General features: G+C 71.2%; 14 protein-coding genes and 1 tRNA gene. 6 read left to right on the top strand and 9 right to left on the bottom strand.

Going from position 1 to position 13,628, the window contains the following annotated elements; all coding sequences use genetic code 11:
- Positions 1-44: 44 nt before the first annotated feature.
- The 3 genes from AB0N81_RS04325 to AB0N81_RS04335 form a co-directional block, all read right to left on the bottom strand.
- Positions 45-1,985 (bottom strand): transglycosylase domain-containing protein, encoded by a 1,941-nt coding sequence (locus AB0N81_RS04325; protein WP_365355513.1) that lies wholly within the window; start codon positions 1,983-1,985, stop codon positions 45-47.
- A gap of 122 nt (positions 1,986-2,107) precedes the next feature.
- Positions 2,108-2,803, bottom strand: a complete 696-nt coding sequence (gene snpA, locus AB0N81_RS04330; RefSeq protein WP_365355515.1) for a snapalysin — start codon at positions 2,801-2,803, stop codon at positions 2,108-2,110.
- A gap of 142 nt (positions 2,804-2,945) precedes the next feature.
- Positions 2,946-4,205 carry an MFS transporter gene (locus tag AB0N81_RS04335; RefSeq protein WP_365355516.1) on the bottom strand — a complete coding sequence of 420 codons (1,260 nt, stop codon included), beginning with the start codon at positions 4,203-4,205 and terminating at the stop codon, positions 2,946-2,948.
- Between the two features lie 303 nt (positions 4,206-4,508).
- On the opposite strand from AB0N81_RS04335, the gene AB0N81_RS04340 reads away from it, so the two are divergent.
- The gene (locus AB0N81_RS04340) at positions 4,509-4,955 is read left to right on the top strand and encodes a PPOX class F420-dependent oxidoreductase (RefSeq protein WP_365355518.1); all 447 of its coding nucleotides are present in this window, start codon (positions 4,509-4,511) and stop codon (positions 4,953-4,955) included.
- 86 nt (positions 4,956-5,041) lie between these two features.
- On the opposite strand, the gene AB0N81_RS04345 is transcribed toward AB0N81_RS04340, so the two are convergent.
- Positions 5,042-6,544, bottom strand: coding sequence for a cytochrome P450 (locus AB0N81_RS04345; protein ID WP_365355520.1), 1,503 nt, complete (start codon positions 6,542-6,544; stop codon positions 5,042-5,044).
- 310 nt (positions 6,545-6,854) lie between these two features.
- Here AB0N81_RS04345 and AB0N81_RS04350 point away from each other — a divergent pair, with 310 nt between their 5' ends.
- Complete coding sequence (locus AB0N81_RS04350) at positions 6,855-7,004, top strand: hypothetical protein (protein WP_365355688.1); 150 nt, start codon at positions 6,855-6,857, stop codon at positions 7,002-7,004.
- 150 nt (positions 7,005-7,154) lie between these two features.
- Here the strand turns inward: AB0N81_RS04350 and AB0N81_RS04355 are convergent, their stop codons facing one another.
- Positions 7,155-7,334: a hypothetical protein gene (locus tag AB0N81_RS04355; RefSeq protein WP_365355522.1), complete on the bottom strand. Its 180-nt coding sequence runs from the start codon at positions 7,332-7,334 to the stop codon at positions 7,155-7,157.
- A gap of 271 nt (positions 7,335-7,605) precedes the next feature.
- Here AB0N81_RS04355 and AB0N81_RS04360 point away from each other — a divergent pair, with 271 nt between their 5' ends.
- From AB0N81_RS04360 to AB0N81_RS04370, 3 genes are all read left to right on the top strand, one after another.
- Positions 7,606-8,097, top strand: a complete 492-nt coding sequence (locus AB0N81_RS04360) for a response regulator (protein ID WP_365355523.1) — start codon at positions 7,606-7,608, stop codon at positions 8,095-8,097.
- A 150-nt stretch (positions 8,098-8,247) separates the two neighbouring features.
- Positions 8,248-9,207, top strand: a complete 960-nt coding sequence (locus tag AB0N81_RS04365) for a LysR family transcriptional regulator (RefSeq protein ID WP_365355524.1) — start codon at positions 8,248-8,250, stop codon at positions 9,205-9,207.
- Entirely contained in the window at positions 9,197-9,739 is a 543-nt protein-coding gene (locus tag AB0N81_RS04370; RefSeq protein WP_365355526.1) for a sugar O-acetyltransferase, read from the top strand. Before AB0N81_RS04365 ends, AB0N81_RS04370 begins: the two co-directional genes overlap by 11 nt.
- Positions 9,740-9,898: 159 nt before the next feature.
- On the opposite strand, the gene AB0N81_RS04375 is transcribed toward AB0N81_RS04370, so the two are convergent.
- Both AB0N81_RS04375 and AB0N81_RS04380 read right to left on the bottom strand, forming a co-directional pair.
- Positions 9,899-9,971, bottom strand: a tRNA-Arg gene (locus AB0N81_RS04375).
- A 96-nt stretch (positions 9,972-10,067) separates the two neighbouring features.
- Positions 10,068-10,481 carry an organic hydroperoxide resistance protein gene (locus AB0N81_RS04380; protein ID WP_362999190.1) on the bottom strand — a complete coding sequence of 138 codons (414 nt, stop codon included), beginning with the start codon at positions 10,479-10,481 and terminating at the stop codon, positions 10,068-10,070.
- A 102-nt stretch (positions 10,482-10,583) separates the two neighbouring features.
- Between AB0N81_RS04380 and AB0N81_RS04385 the strand changes: the two genes are divergently transcribed.
- Entirely contained in the window at positions 10,584-11,090 is a 507-nt protein-coding gene (locus AB0N81_RS04385; RefSeq protein WP_365355528.1) for a MarR family transcriptional regulator, read from the top strand.
- Between the two features lie 49 nt (positions 11,091-11,139).
- Here the strand turns inward: AB0N81_RS04385 and AB0N81_RS04390 are convergent, their stop codons facing one another.
- Positions 11,140-11,832: an isochorismatase family protein gene (locus tag AB0N81_RS04390; RefSeq protein WP_365355530.1), complete on the bottom strand. Its 693-nt coding sequence runs from the start codon at positions 11,830-11,832 to the stop codon at positions 11,140-11,142.
- 112 nt (positions 11,833-11,944) lie between these two features.
- Complete coding sequence (locus AB0N81_RS04395; protein ID WP_365355676.1) at positions 11,945-13,585, bottom strand: (2,3-dihydroxybenzoyl)adenylate synthase; 1,641 nt, start codon at positions 13,583-13,585, stop codon at positions 11,945-11,947.
- Positions 13,586-13,628 lie beyond the last annotated feature (43 nt).

A 13,628-nucleotide genomic window follows, 5' to 3' on the forward strand; every position in this document is an offset into this window, starting at 1 on the left:
CCGCCACCTGTCCCTGGTACCTGGCCGCCTACCCCTCTACCCCTCTACCCCTGGTACTCCTGCCAGATCCGTGGCGGCAGGACGTTGCCGCGCTGCGACGTCTTCCCGCCGACGCCCGACATCGGCATCAGCTGCGGCTGGCCGGGACGCACCCGGAACATCGTCACCGCCGTCGACAGGTCCTTCGTGAAGCCGGTGAACCAGGCCGACCTGAGGCGGTCCTGGTCGCCGGTCCGGCCCACCGCGGCGTCCACTCCCAGCTTCTTGCCGCCCGCCCGCAGCGCGTCGGTGACCTCCTGCGCGACCTGCGGGTCCAGCGCGCGCCGCGACGACGGCCGGGTCAGGCCGGGCAGGGCCTCGCCGTCCTTCACGACCTTCGTCACCGAGTAGGGGTCGCGCTGCACCCCGTCGTTCGCGAACGTCCCGTACGCGGTGGCCATGCGGATCGCGCTCGGCGTCGACGTGCCGATGGAGAACGTCGGCTCCAGGCGGGCCATGCTCTGCCGCAGCAACCCGGCGGCGACCGCCGTCCGCCGGACCGTGTCCCGGCCGACGTCCTTGCCGAGGCGTACGTACGTGGCGTTGCCGCCCGACACCAGCGCCTCGCGGAGCGTCGGACGGTCGGGGTCGGACAGGCCGTCGGCCGGACGCAGTGTGCCGTCGGCCGCGTAGTGGCTGTCGGCGAGGACGCTCTGCCGCACGTCGGGCACCCGGCCGTCGAAGCGGGCCTCGGCGACGGGCGCATCGTGCCCCGACACCCCGTGCTGCAACGCCGCCGCCAGCACGAACGGCTTGAACGCCGAGCCCACCGGCACACCGGACGTGTCGGCGTTGTTGGTGAAGTGCTCGGTCGCGTCGGTCCCGCCGTACAGCGCGACGAGCGCCCCGTCGGAGGGCCGCACGGACGCGGCGCCGACCTGCACGTGCCGGTCGGCCGCGCGCCCCTTCGGGTCGAGGTCGCGGTCGAGGACGCGCCGCACGGCACGCTCCAGGCGGCGCACCTTGTCCTTGTCGAAGGTGGTGTGGATCTCGTAGCCGCCGCGGGCCAGCTCCTCGTCGGTGAGGCCGGTGTGCTGCTTGGCGTACCGGTTCGCGATGTCCACGAGGTAGCCGGTCTGGCCGCCGAGGCTGGTGGAGCGCGACTGCCGGCGTGGCTCGGGGAAGGTGCGGTACTTCGCCCGTTCCTTCGCGGACATCAGACCGACGTCGACCTGCCGGTCGAGGATCCACGCCCAGCGCTGCCGCGCCCGCTCATGGTTGGCGGCGCTGACCGCCGGGTCGTACAGCTCGGCGCCCTTCAGCATGGCGGCGAGCATCGCTCCCTGGCTCGGCGACAGCTTCTTCGCGGGGATGCCGTAGTAGGCGTGGGCCGCGGCCTCGATCCCGTTGGCGCCACGCCCGAACCAGCTGGTGTTGAGATACCCCTTGAGGATCTCCTCCTTGCTCTTCACGCGGTCCACCTTCAGCGCGATCACGAACTCCTTGACCTTCCGTGTGACCGTCTGGTCCTGCGAGAGGTAGGTGTTCTTCACGTACTGCTGGGTGATGGTGGAACCGCCCTGCGTCTCCTTGCCCCGCACCATGTTGACCATGGCGCGGGCCAGGCCCTTGGGGGAGACGCCCGAGTCCTCGTAGAAGGTCTCGTTCTCGGCGGCGATGACCGCGTCGACGGCGGACGGGGCGATCTGGTCCAGCTCCACGTTCTGCCGGTTGACCTCGCCCGTGCTCACCATCTGCGTACCGTCGGACCAGTAGTAGACGTTGGCCTCGCGGCGGGCCGCCGCGTTCTCGTCGGGAATGTCCACGCTGACGTACACGCAGATGAAGAGCACGGCGACCGCGGTGACGAACAGCGCCGCCGAGCCGAGGAGCTGGCGCCACGAGGGCAGCCAGCGCCGAGGGCCGCTCCGGCCGGCGCGCGGGTAGTCCACGAGGCGGCGCCGGCCGCGGCGGCGCGACTTCTTCCCCTGAGCATGTGTCCCCATGCCGGGGGAGAGTGCGCCGCACGCGGCCGGGTTGGCCCGGAGCCTGTTTGCGGTACGTAACAGTCCGCTGGGGGAGGAGGTTCGGGTCAGCGGACCGGGCCGGCGGGCCGGGTGGGACCGGGTCAGCGGACCTTGGTCAGGCTGCCCTTGTCCTGGAGGGCGGCGATCCCGCGGGCCCACAGGCTGTTGACCCGCTGGCGCTCCGTGGCGTTCGGGGTCGCGTTGGTGCAGGACGGGCCGGGTCCGCCGCCGGACATCAGCTCGCTGCACGGTCCACGGTAGTTGTCGGGCAGGCCGAGCACGTGGCCCGTCTCGTGAGACGTGACACGCGTGGAGTTGTACTGCTGGTTCTGCCGGTAGTCCAGGAAGATGTAGCCGTGCCCGCGCCCGTCGGTGTAGGCGTACGAGCCGCGCGAGTCATTGCCCTCGCGGTACTCGAAGTCGGCGCCCGAACTGGTCTCCGCCAGCTGCACGTTGCTGACCGAGGAGTTCCAGATGCGGGTGCTCTGCGCTATCTGGCTGCGGAAGCTCGGCGCCCGGCTCGTGCTGTACCGGACGGTGACGGCCTGGATGCCGGGCTCCGCCGCCTGCTTCTTCAGCGCCGACTTCATGACGGCCTCGAAGAACTGGCGGTTGGCGGCCTGCTCCTCGGCGGAGCCCGCGTAGGACGAGCCCGTGTACGTGGCGGTGGCGTACGTGGAGGCCGGCTTCACCGTGTCGGGCGCCGGGGCCGCGAGGGCGGACGGGGCGGCGGCCAGCGAGGCCACGAGGGCGGCCGCGCCCAGGGTGGCGAGGAGACCGGTTCTGGATCTGTTCATGGGGGTGTGTCCCTTCCGGGATGGAGGCCTCGGGGTGCGGCCTCCGGTCGGGACGAGTATCGGGAGCGCGGGGCCTGTTCGGACCGATGCCATTCGGTGATAACGCCAAGGCATCAACTGGCCGACTCCGACCGGTTCTTGTCTACTCCACGCGCCTGATGCGGTGGATGTCGCGCACGCACAGGTTGAGGAGCGTGGCGGCGACGATGATCCCCGTACAGACGAGGAGTACGGAACGGTCGGCGAACGCGGACGAGACGAGCGCGACGACGAGATAGCCGAGCGGAATCGCCAGCCGCTCACCGACCTGGTTGAAGGAACTCATACGCCCCAACTCACCATCCGGCACGTGTTGTTGGAACGCGGTCACCCATGCGACACCCGCCACGTCCAGGGTGATGCCCGCCAGTACGGCGGAGAGCAGCAGCCAGGGCAGTGGCAGGCCGAACGCGAGACCCGCCAGCGGCAGCGCGAGACCCGAACTGGCGGCGACGGCCACGGTGAGCAGCCGCTCCGGCTTCCACCGCAGACACACCACGGCGCCCGCGAGGAGTCCCAGCGAGAACGCGCCCTGGATGAACCCCCAGGTGCGGGCGCCCTCGTACTCCTGCTCGGTGACGACGGGGCCGAGGAGCTGGTAACCCGCGAGCCAGGCGGCGACGAGCACCGTCCCCGCCGCCGTGTACGTCCACAGCCAGGTCCGCGACCAGAAGCCCGACCAGCCCTCCCGCAGATCGGCGAGCGCGCTCGTCCTCGTGGCCGGGGCGCCGAGCCGCAGCCCGAGCAGCAGCAGCGCCGCCACCGCGAACGTGCACGCGTCGAAACCGAGCGCCCAGGCCGGCCCGCCCACCGCCACGACCAGACCGCCGGTCACGGGCCCGACCACCTTGACGGCGTTCGTCGGCAGCCGGAGCAGGGCGTTCGCCTGCTGCAACTGCCCCGGCGCGACGAGCTGGGTGACCACGCCCTGCGCGGCGGGCGTCGTGAACGCCACCGCGACCCCCGAGACGAAGCCGCAGGCGGCGATCGCCCCGGTGCCCGCGTGCCCGGTGGCCACCACGAGGGCGAGGACGCCTTGCGCGGCCGCGGCGAGGAGATTGCCGAGGAAGAGCAGCCGGCTGCGGGAGAGCCGGTCGGCGAGGACGCCGCCGACCAGCAGGAAGACGACCGTCGGCACGGTGTTGGTCGCCAGGACGAGCCCGAGCGCCCCGGCCCCGCCGCCCGCTCCGATCACCGCGTACGCGAGGGCGAGCGGGGCCATCGCGGAACCGGCCGCGGAGACGAGCTGCGCGAGCACGAAGCGGCGGAAGGCGGGGAGGCGGAGGGGGGAAGGGGGAGGGGCGGGGGTGGGGGTGCGGGTGGGGGTGGCCGGGGCCTGGGGTGTCTCCCCGGTGGTGGTCATGGTTCCCCCGGCGTGGTGAGGCGGTGATCGGTGAGGCGGTGAGGCGGTGAGGCGGTGCGGCGGTGCGGCGGTGATGGGTGCGGCGGTGCGGCGGTGATGGGTGAGGCGGTCGGCTCGGCGGGCAGCATAGGTGGCGGGGGAGTCACCGACGTCACCGGGTTCCGGTGGGAGCCGGTGACGATTGATCAGCGCGCTGCGGACGTACGGGAATTACCCGCGGCGGGGATGAATTGCTGATGATGCGGCACTCCGGTGCCGTGCGTGCGCCCTGTCACGTCACCGCGCTCCCTGGAGAGGCCCACCATGTCCGAGACCCCCGCCCCCGCTCCCGCCTTCGACCCGCGCGCCCTGCTCGCCGAGGCCCGGCTCGGCGTACTCGCCACGATCAAGGCGGACGGCCGCCCGCAGCTCTCACCCGTCATGCCCTTCTACGACAGGGAGGCCGGGGTCCTCCACGTATCGATGACCGAGGGCCGCGCGAAGACGGCGAACCTGCGCCGGGACCCGCGGGCCACCCTGGAGGTCACCGGCCCCGACGGCCGCTCGTGGGCCACCGCCGAGGGCACGGCGACCCTCACGGGCCCGGGCACCGACCCCGAGGGCCCCGAAGTGGAGGCGCTGGTGCGCTACTACCGGGTGGCGGCCGGCGAGCACCCGGACTGGGACGAGTACCGCGCGGTGATGGTGGCCGACCGCCGGGTGCTGATGACGATGACGGTCGACCATGTGTACGGCGAGCGGCTCGGCTGAGGGCTCGGCTCAGAAGCGTCAGGGGTTTTCGGTCCTCAGTGACCTTCGGTCCTCAGCGGTCTTCGGCCCTCAGCGGTCTTCGGGCCTCAGTGGCCTTCGCGCGTGCGGCGCCCGCCCGCGCGCGGGGTCACGGCCATGTGGATGTCGTCGGCGGCCCACAGCACGAACCGTTCGACGGGCGTCACCTCGTGCCCCGGCGCGAGCCGGAACCGGAACCGCTTGAGCAGAACGGCGAGGATCAGCTCGGCCTCGACCATGGCGAGCCCGGCGCCTTCACAGCTCCGGGGCCCGATCCCGAACGGGATGTACGCGAGCCGCGCCCGCTTCGCCACCGCCTCCGGGGTGAACCGCTCGGGCACGAACCTCTCGGGCTCGGGCCAGTGGCCGGGGTTCATGTGCACGGCCCAGAAGGGGTAGAAGACGGTGGTCCCCGCCGGTATGTCGTACGCCCCGAGACGCAGGGCCTCGGTCGTCTCCCGGGCCCCGTACGGCCCGGGCGGATAGAGCCGCATCGACTCCTTCAGAACCATGTCCAGATACGTGAGCCGCCGCAGATCGGCGTAGCCGGGCGCCGTCCGGTCACCGAGGACACGGTCCAGCTCCTCGGCGACGCGCTCGGCGACATCCGGGTGACGCCCCAGCAGGTACAGCGTCCAGGAGACGGCGACGCCGGTGGTGTGGTGGGCGGCGAGCATGGTCACCATGACGGTGTCGCGGATGCGGGCGGGGGATGTGCCGGCGGCGAGGAGGGCGCGGATGAGGTCGCTGCGGTCGGGGTGGCCGGGGCGATCGGGGTGGGCGGCGTGGGCGGGGTGGCACGGGTCACGGGGGTCGCCGCGGTAACTCGCGTTCTGGTGCCCGCCGTCCTGGTGGGAGGCGACGACGCGGTCGACGGTGTCCCGCAGACAGCCCAGCGCGCGGTCGGCCCGCCGGGCGCTCTCCTCCCGCTCGGCGCCGTCCCCGGCGACCCGGTAGATCCGCTCCAGGTGCTCGGTGAGGACGTCCTCGAACGCGCCCACGACCTTCTCCGGGTCGACGAGCCCTTCGCCGGCGCCGCCGAGGGCGTACGCGCAGATCATCCGCAGCGACAGCGCGGTCAGATCCTTCTGCAACGCGACGAGCGCGCCACTTCCCGAGGCACCGCCGTCCGGAGCCCCATCGCCCTGAGCCCCGCCGTCCGGAGCCCCGGCGCCAGGGATCTCCGCCTCCTCCCAACGGTCCGCGAGGCGCTCCACCAGCGAGACGAACTCCCCGAAGTGCCGCTCGTGGGACGGCCGCCCCGCGAACACCTCCAGGAGCACGCGCCGCCAGGGCCCGTGCTCCTCGGCCCCGATGACCTGTAGGTTCCCGGCCTCGCAGAGGGGCGCCAGGAACTCGAACAACGGCGCGGGCCGCTCGTCGATCCGGGCGGTGGCCTCCAGCAGCTCCGGATCGGAGACGGACACGGCGACCCCGACCCCCGGCAGCTGGAACCGGACCACGGGCCCATACGTGTCGTGCAGCCACAGCTGGTAGAGATGCAGCCCGCCCGCCGCCGCGATCGCTCCGGCCCCACCGTCGTCACACAATTCAGGCCCAGGAATGCGCATGGCAGTACCTCCTCAACGCTGATGTCCTCAGGCCAACGAACGGGCCACGCACGACGCCCGCACGTTTTCGGCCAGTAAACTGCGCGCGCTCAGAGACGCCGTGGACGGCCACATGAAGCCGCGACGAAGCAGCGACGAAGCCGCACGGAGCCGCACGGAGCCACGGGAAGACACAGGCGGACGAGGGAGAACGGTGACACACGGGGGACACCAGGGCTGGAGCCTGACGAACGGGCACCCGCAGGGCGCGGTGGCCTGGTAGGTCGGAATCCTGGCCGGCGTCGGCCTCGTCCTGGCGGGCGGCACCCTGTTGCTGCAGCAGAACCACGGCACGCTCCTGAACGGTCTGCTGGCCGCCCAGTGGGGCGCGATCCTCGGTGGCCCGGTCTCCGTGACGGCGGTGGCCCTGTGGGAACTGCACCGCATGCGCACGCGCCACGGGGTCCGCGTCCGCACATGACATCCCGCCCCTGACATCCCGCACACGAAATCCCGCGCATCCGCCCCTGACACGCCGAGGCCCCCTCCGGCCTTCGCGCCGGAGGGGGCCTCGGCTCAGTTCACCTCAGCCATTGCGCTGAACGGAACCGACGTGGACGAGGGGCAGACCCTAGTCCATCACCAGGTCGCCGAACTCGACCTCGGAGTTCTCGACGACGCTGGTGACGACGTCCTCGCCGTTGCCGATGCCGTAGTGGCCGTTGTCGTCGTCGGCGGCAGCGGCTCCGGCACCGCCCAGGACGGTGAGGGCGGCGAGAGCGGTGGCAGCGACAGCAGTGCGGATACGCATGTGTGGCCTCTCTGAGAGGTACGAAGGGGAACATTACGGGCTTTCCCGCGCCCTCAAGGGAGGCAATCGCTCCGAGCCTTAAATCATCCGAACGGCGGCCACGGTCGCCACGTCCACCACGGCCGCCACCGGACTACGGAAGGGGCGCGCATTTTCCTCCGCCGCTGCTGATACTGCCGCTATGAACTTAGGTATTGCCCGTGTGGAGACCCACGGGTTACACAACTCGGCGTCGGCATAGCGTGGTTACTGACAGAGAGGGCCTCAGCCCATGCTGACCAACTCCGTGATCCTCGTCGTCGACGACCACAAGGACACCCTGTTCGCGTTGGAGAGTGCGTTGGCCCCGCTCGGCCACCCGCTGGTGAGCGCCTCCAACGGCGACGACGCGCTCCGGGTCATCCTGCGGGGGAACGTCGGGCTCATCCTCCTGGACGTCCGCATGCCGGGCGTGAGCGGCCTCGACGTGGTGCGCTACGTACGCCGCCTGGAGCAGACCCGCGCCATCCCCATCGTCCTGCTGACCGGCTTCGACGTCAGCAGGGAGATAGCCGTGGAGGCGTTCCGCCTCGGCGTGGCCGACGTCGCCCTCAAACCGATCGACCCCCTGACCCTGCGCACCAAGGCCCGCTACCTCTTCGAGACCTACGGGCAACTGAAGTCGATGCAACGCGAGATAGACGAACTCCGCGCTCAACTGAAGTCCGGCACGCCCCCCAAACCCTCGACGGACAGCCACTCGGAACGCCCGCGACGGCCATGACCCGGCTCCACCGGCGGCTGCCCCAGCCGCGTGAGACGACGCACCCGACGAACCCGACGCGCGCGACACAACCGCCGCACCCGACACAACAGACACAACCGGCACCGGGTGAGCCACAACGATCGGTTGTGCCCGCTTAGGGTGCAGCACGTGGACACCGAGGCATTGCGATCCTTCGTCCGGGCGGCCGAGCTCGGGCGGTTGCAGCACGCGGCCGCCGAGCTGGGCGTGACGCAGCAGGCCGTCTCCAAACGGATCGCCGCGCTGGAGCGCGAGCTGGACGTCCGGCTGTTCACGCGTACGGCCCGGGGGGTCGAGCTGACGCTCGACGGCCAGGCGTTCCTCCCGCACGCGCGGAGCATCACCGCGGGCGTGGAGCGCGCCGTCGCCGCGGTCGGACCGGGCTCCCGGGCCCTACGGATCGACGTGCTCGGCCTGCGAAGCGCGCAGGCCGTCGTACTGCACGACTACTGGCGTTCGCACCCCGAGACCGATCTCGACGTGGTGACTCTCCGCGTCGACGACCCGCGCGTGGCGGCCGCCGCCGTCGCGGCAGGCGATGTCGACGCCTCGTTCCGTTCCGTCACCGACCCGGACACGCTGCCGCCCGACGTGCGGATGACGCACGCCTTCGACTCGCCGCTGGAACTACTCGTCGGCCCCCGGCACCCGCTCGCCGCCGTGCGCGGCCTGACGCCGTCGCAGCTGCGCAAGCACCGGATATGGGTGCCGGGCATCGCGCCCCGAAGCGAATGGGCGGACTTCTACGACCAGCTCGCCACCGATTTCGACCTGCGCGTCGACGCGGTGGGCCCGCACTTCGGGGACGACGTACTCCTGGACACCCTCGCGGACTCCACGGACGTGGCCACTCTGATCGGCGCACGCGACCGCTACACGTGGCCGCCCAGCCACGACCTGCGCCGCATCCCGGTCACGAACCCGACCCTCGCGTACCCGCTCTCCCTCATCCTCCCCGCGACGAACCCCCATCCGGGACTCCGCGGAATCCTCACGCACCTGGCATCCCTGCCCGGGCTCCCCGAGCCGACCTGGCGCCCGTCCTGGGCGCCACCCCACCGGAAGGAACGATCGCGGCATGCCCGGTGACCACCTCATGCGCATCCACGGCCCCGAGTTCCAGGCCATGGCGGAGAGGGTCCTGCGGGCCACGGAGCTCACCTCCCGCCTGAACGTCCTGCCCTTCGAGGACGAGGCGGGCAAGGCGGAACTCTTCGCACAGATCCTCGGCAGACCACTGCCGCCGAGAACCACGATCTACCCGCCCTTCTACACGGATCACGGTCTCAACCTGCACCTGGCGGAACGCGTGTTCATCAACCAGAACTGCACGTTCCTGGACTACGCCGGCATCCGCCTCGCCGAACGCGTGATGATCGGCCCCAAGGCCACCTTCATCACCGTCGGCCACCCGGTCGACCCCGAGGACCGCCGCAGCCGACTGACTGGCGGCCCCATCGACGTGGCGGAGAACGTATGGATCGGCGCCGGCGCGACGATCCTCCCCGGCGTCACCATCGGCCGCGACGCGGTGGTCGCGGCGGGCGCGATCGTGACGGAGGACGTGCCCCCGGCGACGCTGGTGACGGGAGAGAAGGCGACGACGCGCCGCCAGTGGTGAGGGGGCGCCGCACGGCTCCGACCGGTCACGAGTCGATGAGGCGACTGGTGAAGCCGCCGCGGACGAGGCATTCGTACGCGGCGTACACGTCCCCCGGGCCCTACGCCGGAGGCCCTGCCGCCTCAATGGCGACAGGGCCTCTGACCTGATGCTCAAGCGTGCCCCCGGCAGGATTCGAACCTGCGACACCCGCTTTAGGAGAGCGGTGCTCTATCCCCTGAGCTACGAAGGCGGGGTGGTGGCAGTCACGTGTACTGCGTCACCGCCGCCAGTGTAGCGGGTGGTCATTTAGGGGGTGGAGGGTTGGGCAGGGCCGTCCGCGTGCGGGTTACTCGATGACGAGTTCCACCGGGATGTTGCCGCGGGTCGCCTTGGAGTAGGGGCAGTACGCGTGGGTCTTCTTCAGGAGGTCCTCGCCCGCGGGGCCCTGGAGGTGGTCGGGGAGTTCGGCGCGCATGACCACGGCGAGGCCGAAGCCGCCGTCCGTGTCCTTGCCGATGCTGACCTCGGCGGTCACCGAGACGTCCGAGACGTCGATCTTCTCCTGGCGCGCGATGCTGCCCATCGCGCTCGCGAAGCAGGCCGCGTAGCCGGCGGCGAAGAGCTGCTCGGGGTTCGTGCCCTTGTCGTTGCCGCCCAGGGCCTTGGGGAAGCCGAGCGGCAGGTCGATCTGGCCGTCGGAGCTGACGGCGCGGCCCTCGCGGCCGTTCGCGGTGGCTACTGCTGTGTAGAGCGCGTCCATGAGTGTCTCGTCCTTGTCGTCGGCCGGGTAAGTACCGAGGTCAGCATTGCACGTCATTTAGTTGTGCACAACTTAATTGTGTCTGCTGTAGGCTTGGGTCTTATGGAACGCGCAGCTGCGATCGGCACGGACACCGGTATGGATCACATGCGGGACGAGGATTTTCTTCGGCTCGACAACCAGATCTGTTTCTCGCTGCACGCCGCCGCACGCGCCTTCAACAGCGTCTACCGGAACGCCCTGAAGGATCTGGGGCTGACCTACCCGCAGTACCTCGTGATGCTCGTTCTCTGGGAGCACGACGAGCTTCCCGTCAAGAAGATCGGCGAGCGGCTGCGGCTCGACTCCGGCACCCTTTCGCCGCTGCTCAAGCGGCTGGAAGCCGCCGGGCACGTGGAGCGGCGGCGCAGCGTCGAGGACGAGCGGTCCGTCGCCGTGCGGCTCACCGGGGAAGGGCGGGCTCTGCGGGAGCGGGCCCTCGCCGTGCCCCGCGCCATCGCCGAGTCCACCGGGCTGTCGCTGGACGAGGTACGGGACCTCCGGAACCGGCTCAATCGGCTCACCGCCGCCCTCGACGGGGACGTGCCCTTCGCCGCCCCCGTCGCCTGACGCCGCCTGACGGTGCCCGTCGCTGCCCGCCGCCGGTTCGTCGGGCGCGTCAGATCTGGCGTGGCGCCGCCGCCGTAGGTGTGGGTGTGGGTGTGGGTGTGGGGGGCGGTGTACGTGTGTCGAGCGTTGCCTTCGTCGTGGTCACCATCGCGCACTTTCCCGCCGCCCAGCGCAGCGCCATCGCGTGGTCGTCCGCCGAGAAGTCCGCCACCGCGTCGGCCACCACGAACGCCTGGATGTCCTGCATCCACGCGTCGCACGCCGTCATCAGGACGCCGATGTGGGCGTAGACGCCCGTGATGACCAGCTGGTCACGGCCCTGTTCGCGGAGGCGTTCCAGGAGGTCCGTGCGGACGAAACCGCTGTACTTCCACTTGGTGAGGACCGTGTCGGCGGGGGCCGGGCCGATCTCGGGGGCGATCGCCGCCGCGTGGGCGTCGTCGGGCAGGCCCGGGCCCCAGAAGTCCTGCTGGAGGCCGCGTTCGGCGGGGGACTGGCCGCCGGGCTGCGCGGTGTGCACGACCGGGACGCCGAGGCGGTCCGCTGCCTTCTTCAACTCGGCCACGTTGGCCAGGAGTTCCGGCACGGGGGAGGCCGTGCGGTCGTATGCCGAGAGGAAGTAGTTCTGCAGGTCGTGCACGAGGAGCACGGCGCGGGACGGGTCGACCTTCCAGTCGACGCGGTTCGCCGGCAGCTCGTCGGCCGACGGCATCGGATAGGGAGTGATGGCAGGGAGGGCCATGGTGGGCGGTTGTCCGTTCGGGTCAGGGCGGGGTGGGGTGGGGTGCGGCTGGTCAGGGTGGGGCCGGTCGCTCAGGGGCAGGTCAGGTCAGGGCTGGGGAGTGGAGGGGGGGTTAGGCCGACGAGGATGCTCGTAGGGCCTTCTTGGAGATCTTGCCTACGCCCGTCTGCGGGAAGACCTCCACGAACTCCACGCGGTCCGGCACCTTGTACGCCGCCAGGCCCCTCCCGCGTACGAACTTCCTGATGGCCGCCGGCTTCACGGGCTCGGCGCCCGCGCGCAGGATGACGTACGCGCACGTCCGCTCGCCCAGATACGCGTCCGGCTCCGCGACCACGTTCGCGTCGTGCACGGACGGGTGGGCCAGGATGTGGTTCTCGACCTCCTCGGCCGCGATCTTCTCGCCGCCCCGGTTGATCTGATCCTTCGCCCGGCCCTCGACGACGATGTGGCCGGTCTCGGTGAGGCGTACGACGTCGCCCGTGCGATAGAAGCCGTCCGCCGTGAAGGAGCGGGCGTTGTGCTCGGGGGCCTTCCAGTAGCCGCGGATCGTGTACGGGCCGCGGGTGAGGAGATGGCCCGTCTCGCCCTGCGGCAGGTCGTTGTCCTCGTCGTCGACCACACGGATCTCGTCGTCCGGCGAGATCGGCCGGCCCTGCGTGGTGACGATCGTCTCCGGATCGTCGTCCAGGCGCGTGTAGTTGACCAGGCCCTCCGCCATGCCGAAGACCTGCTGCAGCGTGCAGTTCAGGGCCGGCTTCACCCGGCGCGCCACCTCCTCGCTGAACTTCGCGCCGCCCACCAGGAGTACGTCCAGGCTGCTCAGGTCGTACGCGGTGACCGGCACCGCCTCCGTCCAGAGCAGGGCGAGCGGCGGGACCAGGCCCGTGATGGTGACCCCCTCGGACTCGATGAGAGGGAAGGCCGCCTCCGGGCCGGGCTGCGGGCTGAGCACGACGCGGGCACCCGCGTACAGCGCGCCGAGCGAACCCGGGGAGGAGAGCGGGAAGTTGTGGGCCGCGGGGAGGGCGACCAGGTAGACGCTGTCCTCGTCGACCGCGCAGATCTCGTTCGAGCCGCGCAGCGAGTAGATGTAGTCGTCGTGCGTGCGCGGGATCAGCTTCGGGACGCCCGTACTGCCGCCCGAGAGTTGGAGGAACGCCAGGTCGGACGGGGCGGGTGGGGAGGGAGGCGGGCCGGTCGGGTCGGCGGGCACGTCCGACAGCGCCTCGAAGGGGCCCGGGTCGCCGTCCGCCACGAACACGTGGCGCAGCGTGGGTACTTCGTCGACGAGCTTCGCCGCCAGGCCGCGGTAGTCGAAGCCGCCGAGCTCCTGCGGGATGACGTACGCGGCCGCCTCGGTGAACTCGCAGAAGTAGCGGATCTCCGTCTCCCGGTGCGCGGGCAGCGCGAAGACCGGGAGCGCGCCGATGCGGAACAGCGCGAAGACCGTCTCGAAGAACTCGGCGATGTTGGGGAGCTGGACGACCACCTTGTCGCCCTTGGCGATGCCCCGGGCGAGCAGGCCCGCGGCCAGGCGGTCGGCGCGGCGGTCCAGTTCGCCGTACGTCCAGCGGCGTGCCGGCTGCCGGCCCGGGCCGGGGTCCACGATCGCCACGCGGTCCGGGTGCGCGGTGGCGCGGTCGCGCAGCATCTGACCGAAGGTCTCGCCCCGCCAGTAGCCCCCCTCGCGGTAGCGGGACGCGAACTCCTCCGGCCAGGTGGGGGCGTCGGGAGCGTTCGGCGTGCTCAGTGGTGGGTTCGGTGTTGTGTGCGGTGTTGTGTGCGGTGTTGTA

The organism is Streptomyces sp. NPDC093510, assembly GCF_040683555.1.
GTDB lineage: Bacteria > Actinomycetota > Actinomycetes > Streptomycetales > Streptomycetaceae > Streptomyces.

Bases quoted from the DNA above. Each gene is read 5' to 3' on its own strand.
- AB0N81_RS04345 (WP_365355520.1), bottom strand. From the start codon at position 6,544: ATGCGCATTCCTGGGCCTGAATTGTGTGACGACGGTGGGGCCGGAGCG.
- AB0N81_RS04385 (WP_365355528.1), top strand. From the start codon at position 10,584: ATGGAACGCGCAGCTGCGATCGGCACGGACACCGGTATGGATCACATG.
- AB0N81_RS04325 (WP_365355513.1), bottom strand. From the start codon at position 1,985: ATGGGGACACATGCTCAGGGGAAGAAGTCGCGCCGCCGCGGCCGGCGC.
- snpA (WP_365355515.1), bottom strand. From the start codon at position 2,803: ATGAACAGATCCAGAACCGGTCTCCTCGCCACCCTGGGCGCGGCCGCC.
- AB0N81_RS04360 (WP_365355523.1), top strand. From the start codon at position 7,606: ATGCTGACCAACTCCGTGATCCTCGTCGTCGACGACCACAAGGACACC.
- AB0N81_RS04340 (WP_365355518.1), top strand. From the start codon at position 4,509: ATGTCCGAGACCCCCGCCCCCGCTCCCGCCTTCGACCCGCGCGCCCTG.
- AB0N81_RS04355 (WP_365355522.1), bottom strand. From the start codon at position 7,334: ATGCGTATCCGCACTGCTGTCGCTGCCACCGCTCTCGCCGCCCTCACC.
- AB0N81_RS04380 (WP_362999190.1), bottom strand. From the start codon at position 10,481: ATGGACGCGCTCTACACAGCAGTAGCCACCGCGAACGGCCGCGAGGGC.
- AB0N81_RS04390 (WP_365355530.1), bottom strand. From the start codon at position 11,832: ATGGCCCTCCCTGCCATCACTCCCTATCCGATGCCGTCGGCCGACGAG.
- AB0N81_RS04370 (WP_365355526.1), top strand. From the start codon at position 9,197: ATGCCCGGTGACCACCTCATGCGCATCCACGGCCCCGAGTTCCAGGCC.
- AB0N81_RS04335 (WP_365355516.1), bottom strand. From the start codon at position 4,205: ATGACCACCACCGGGGAGACACCCCAGGCCCCGGCCACCCCCACCCGC.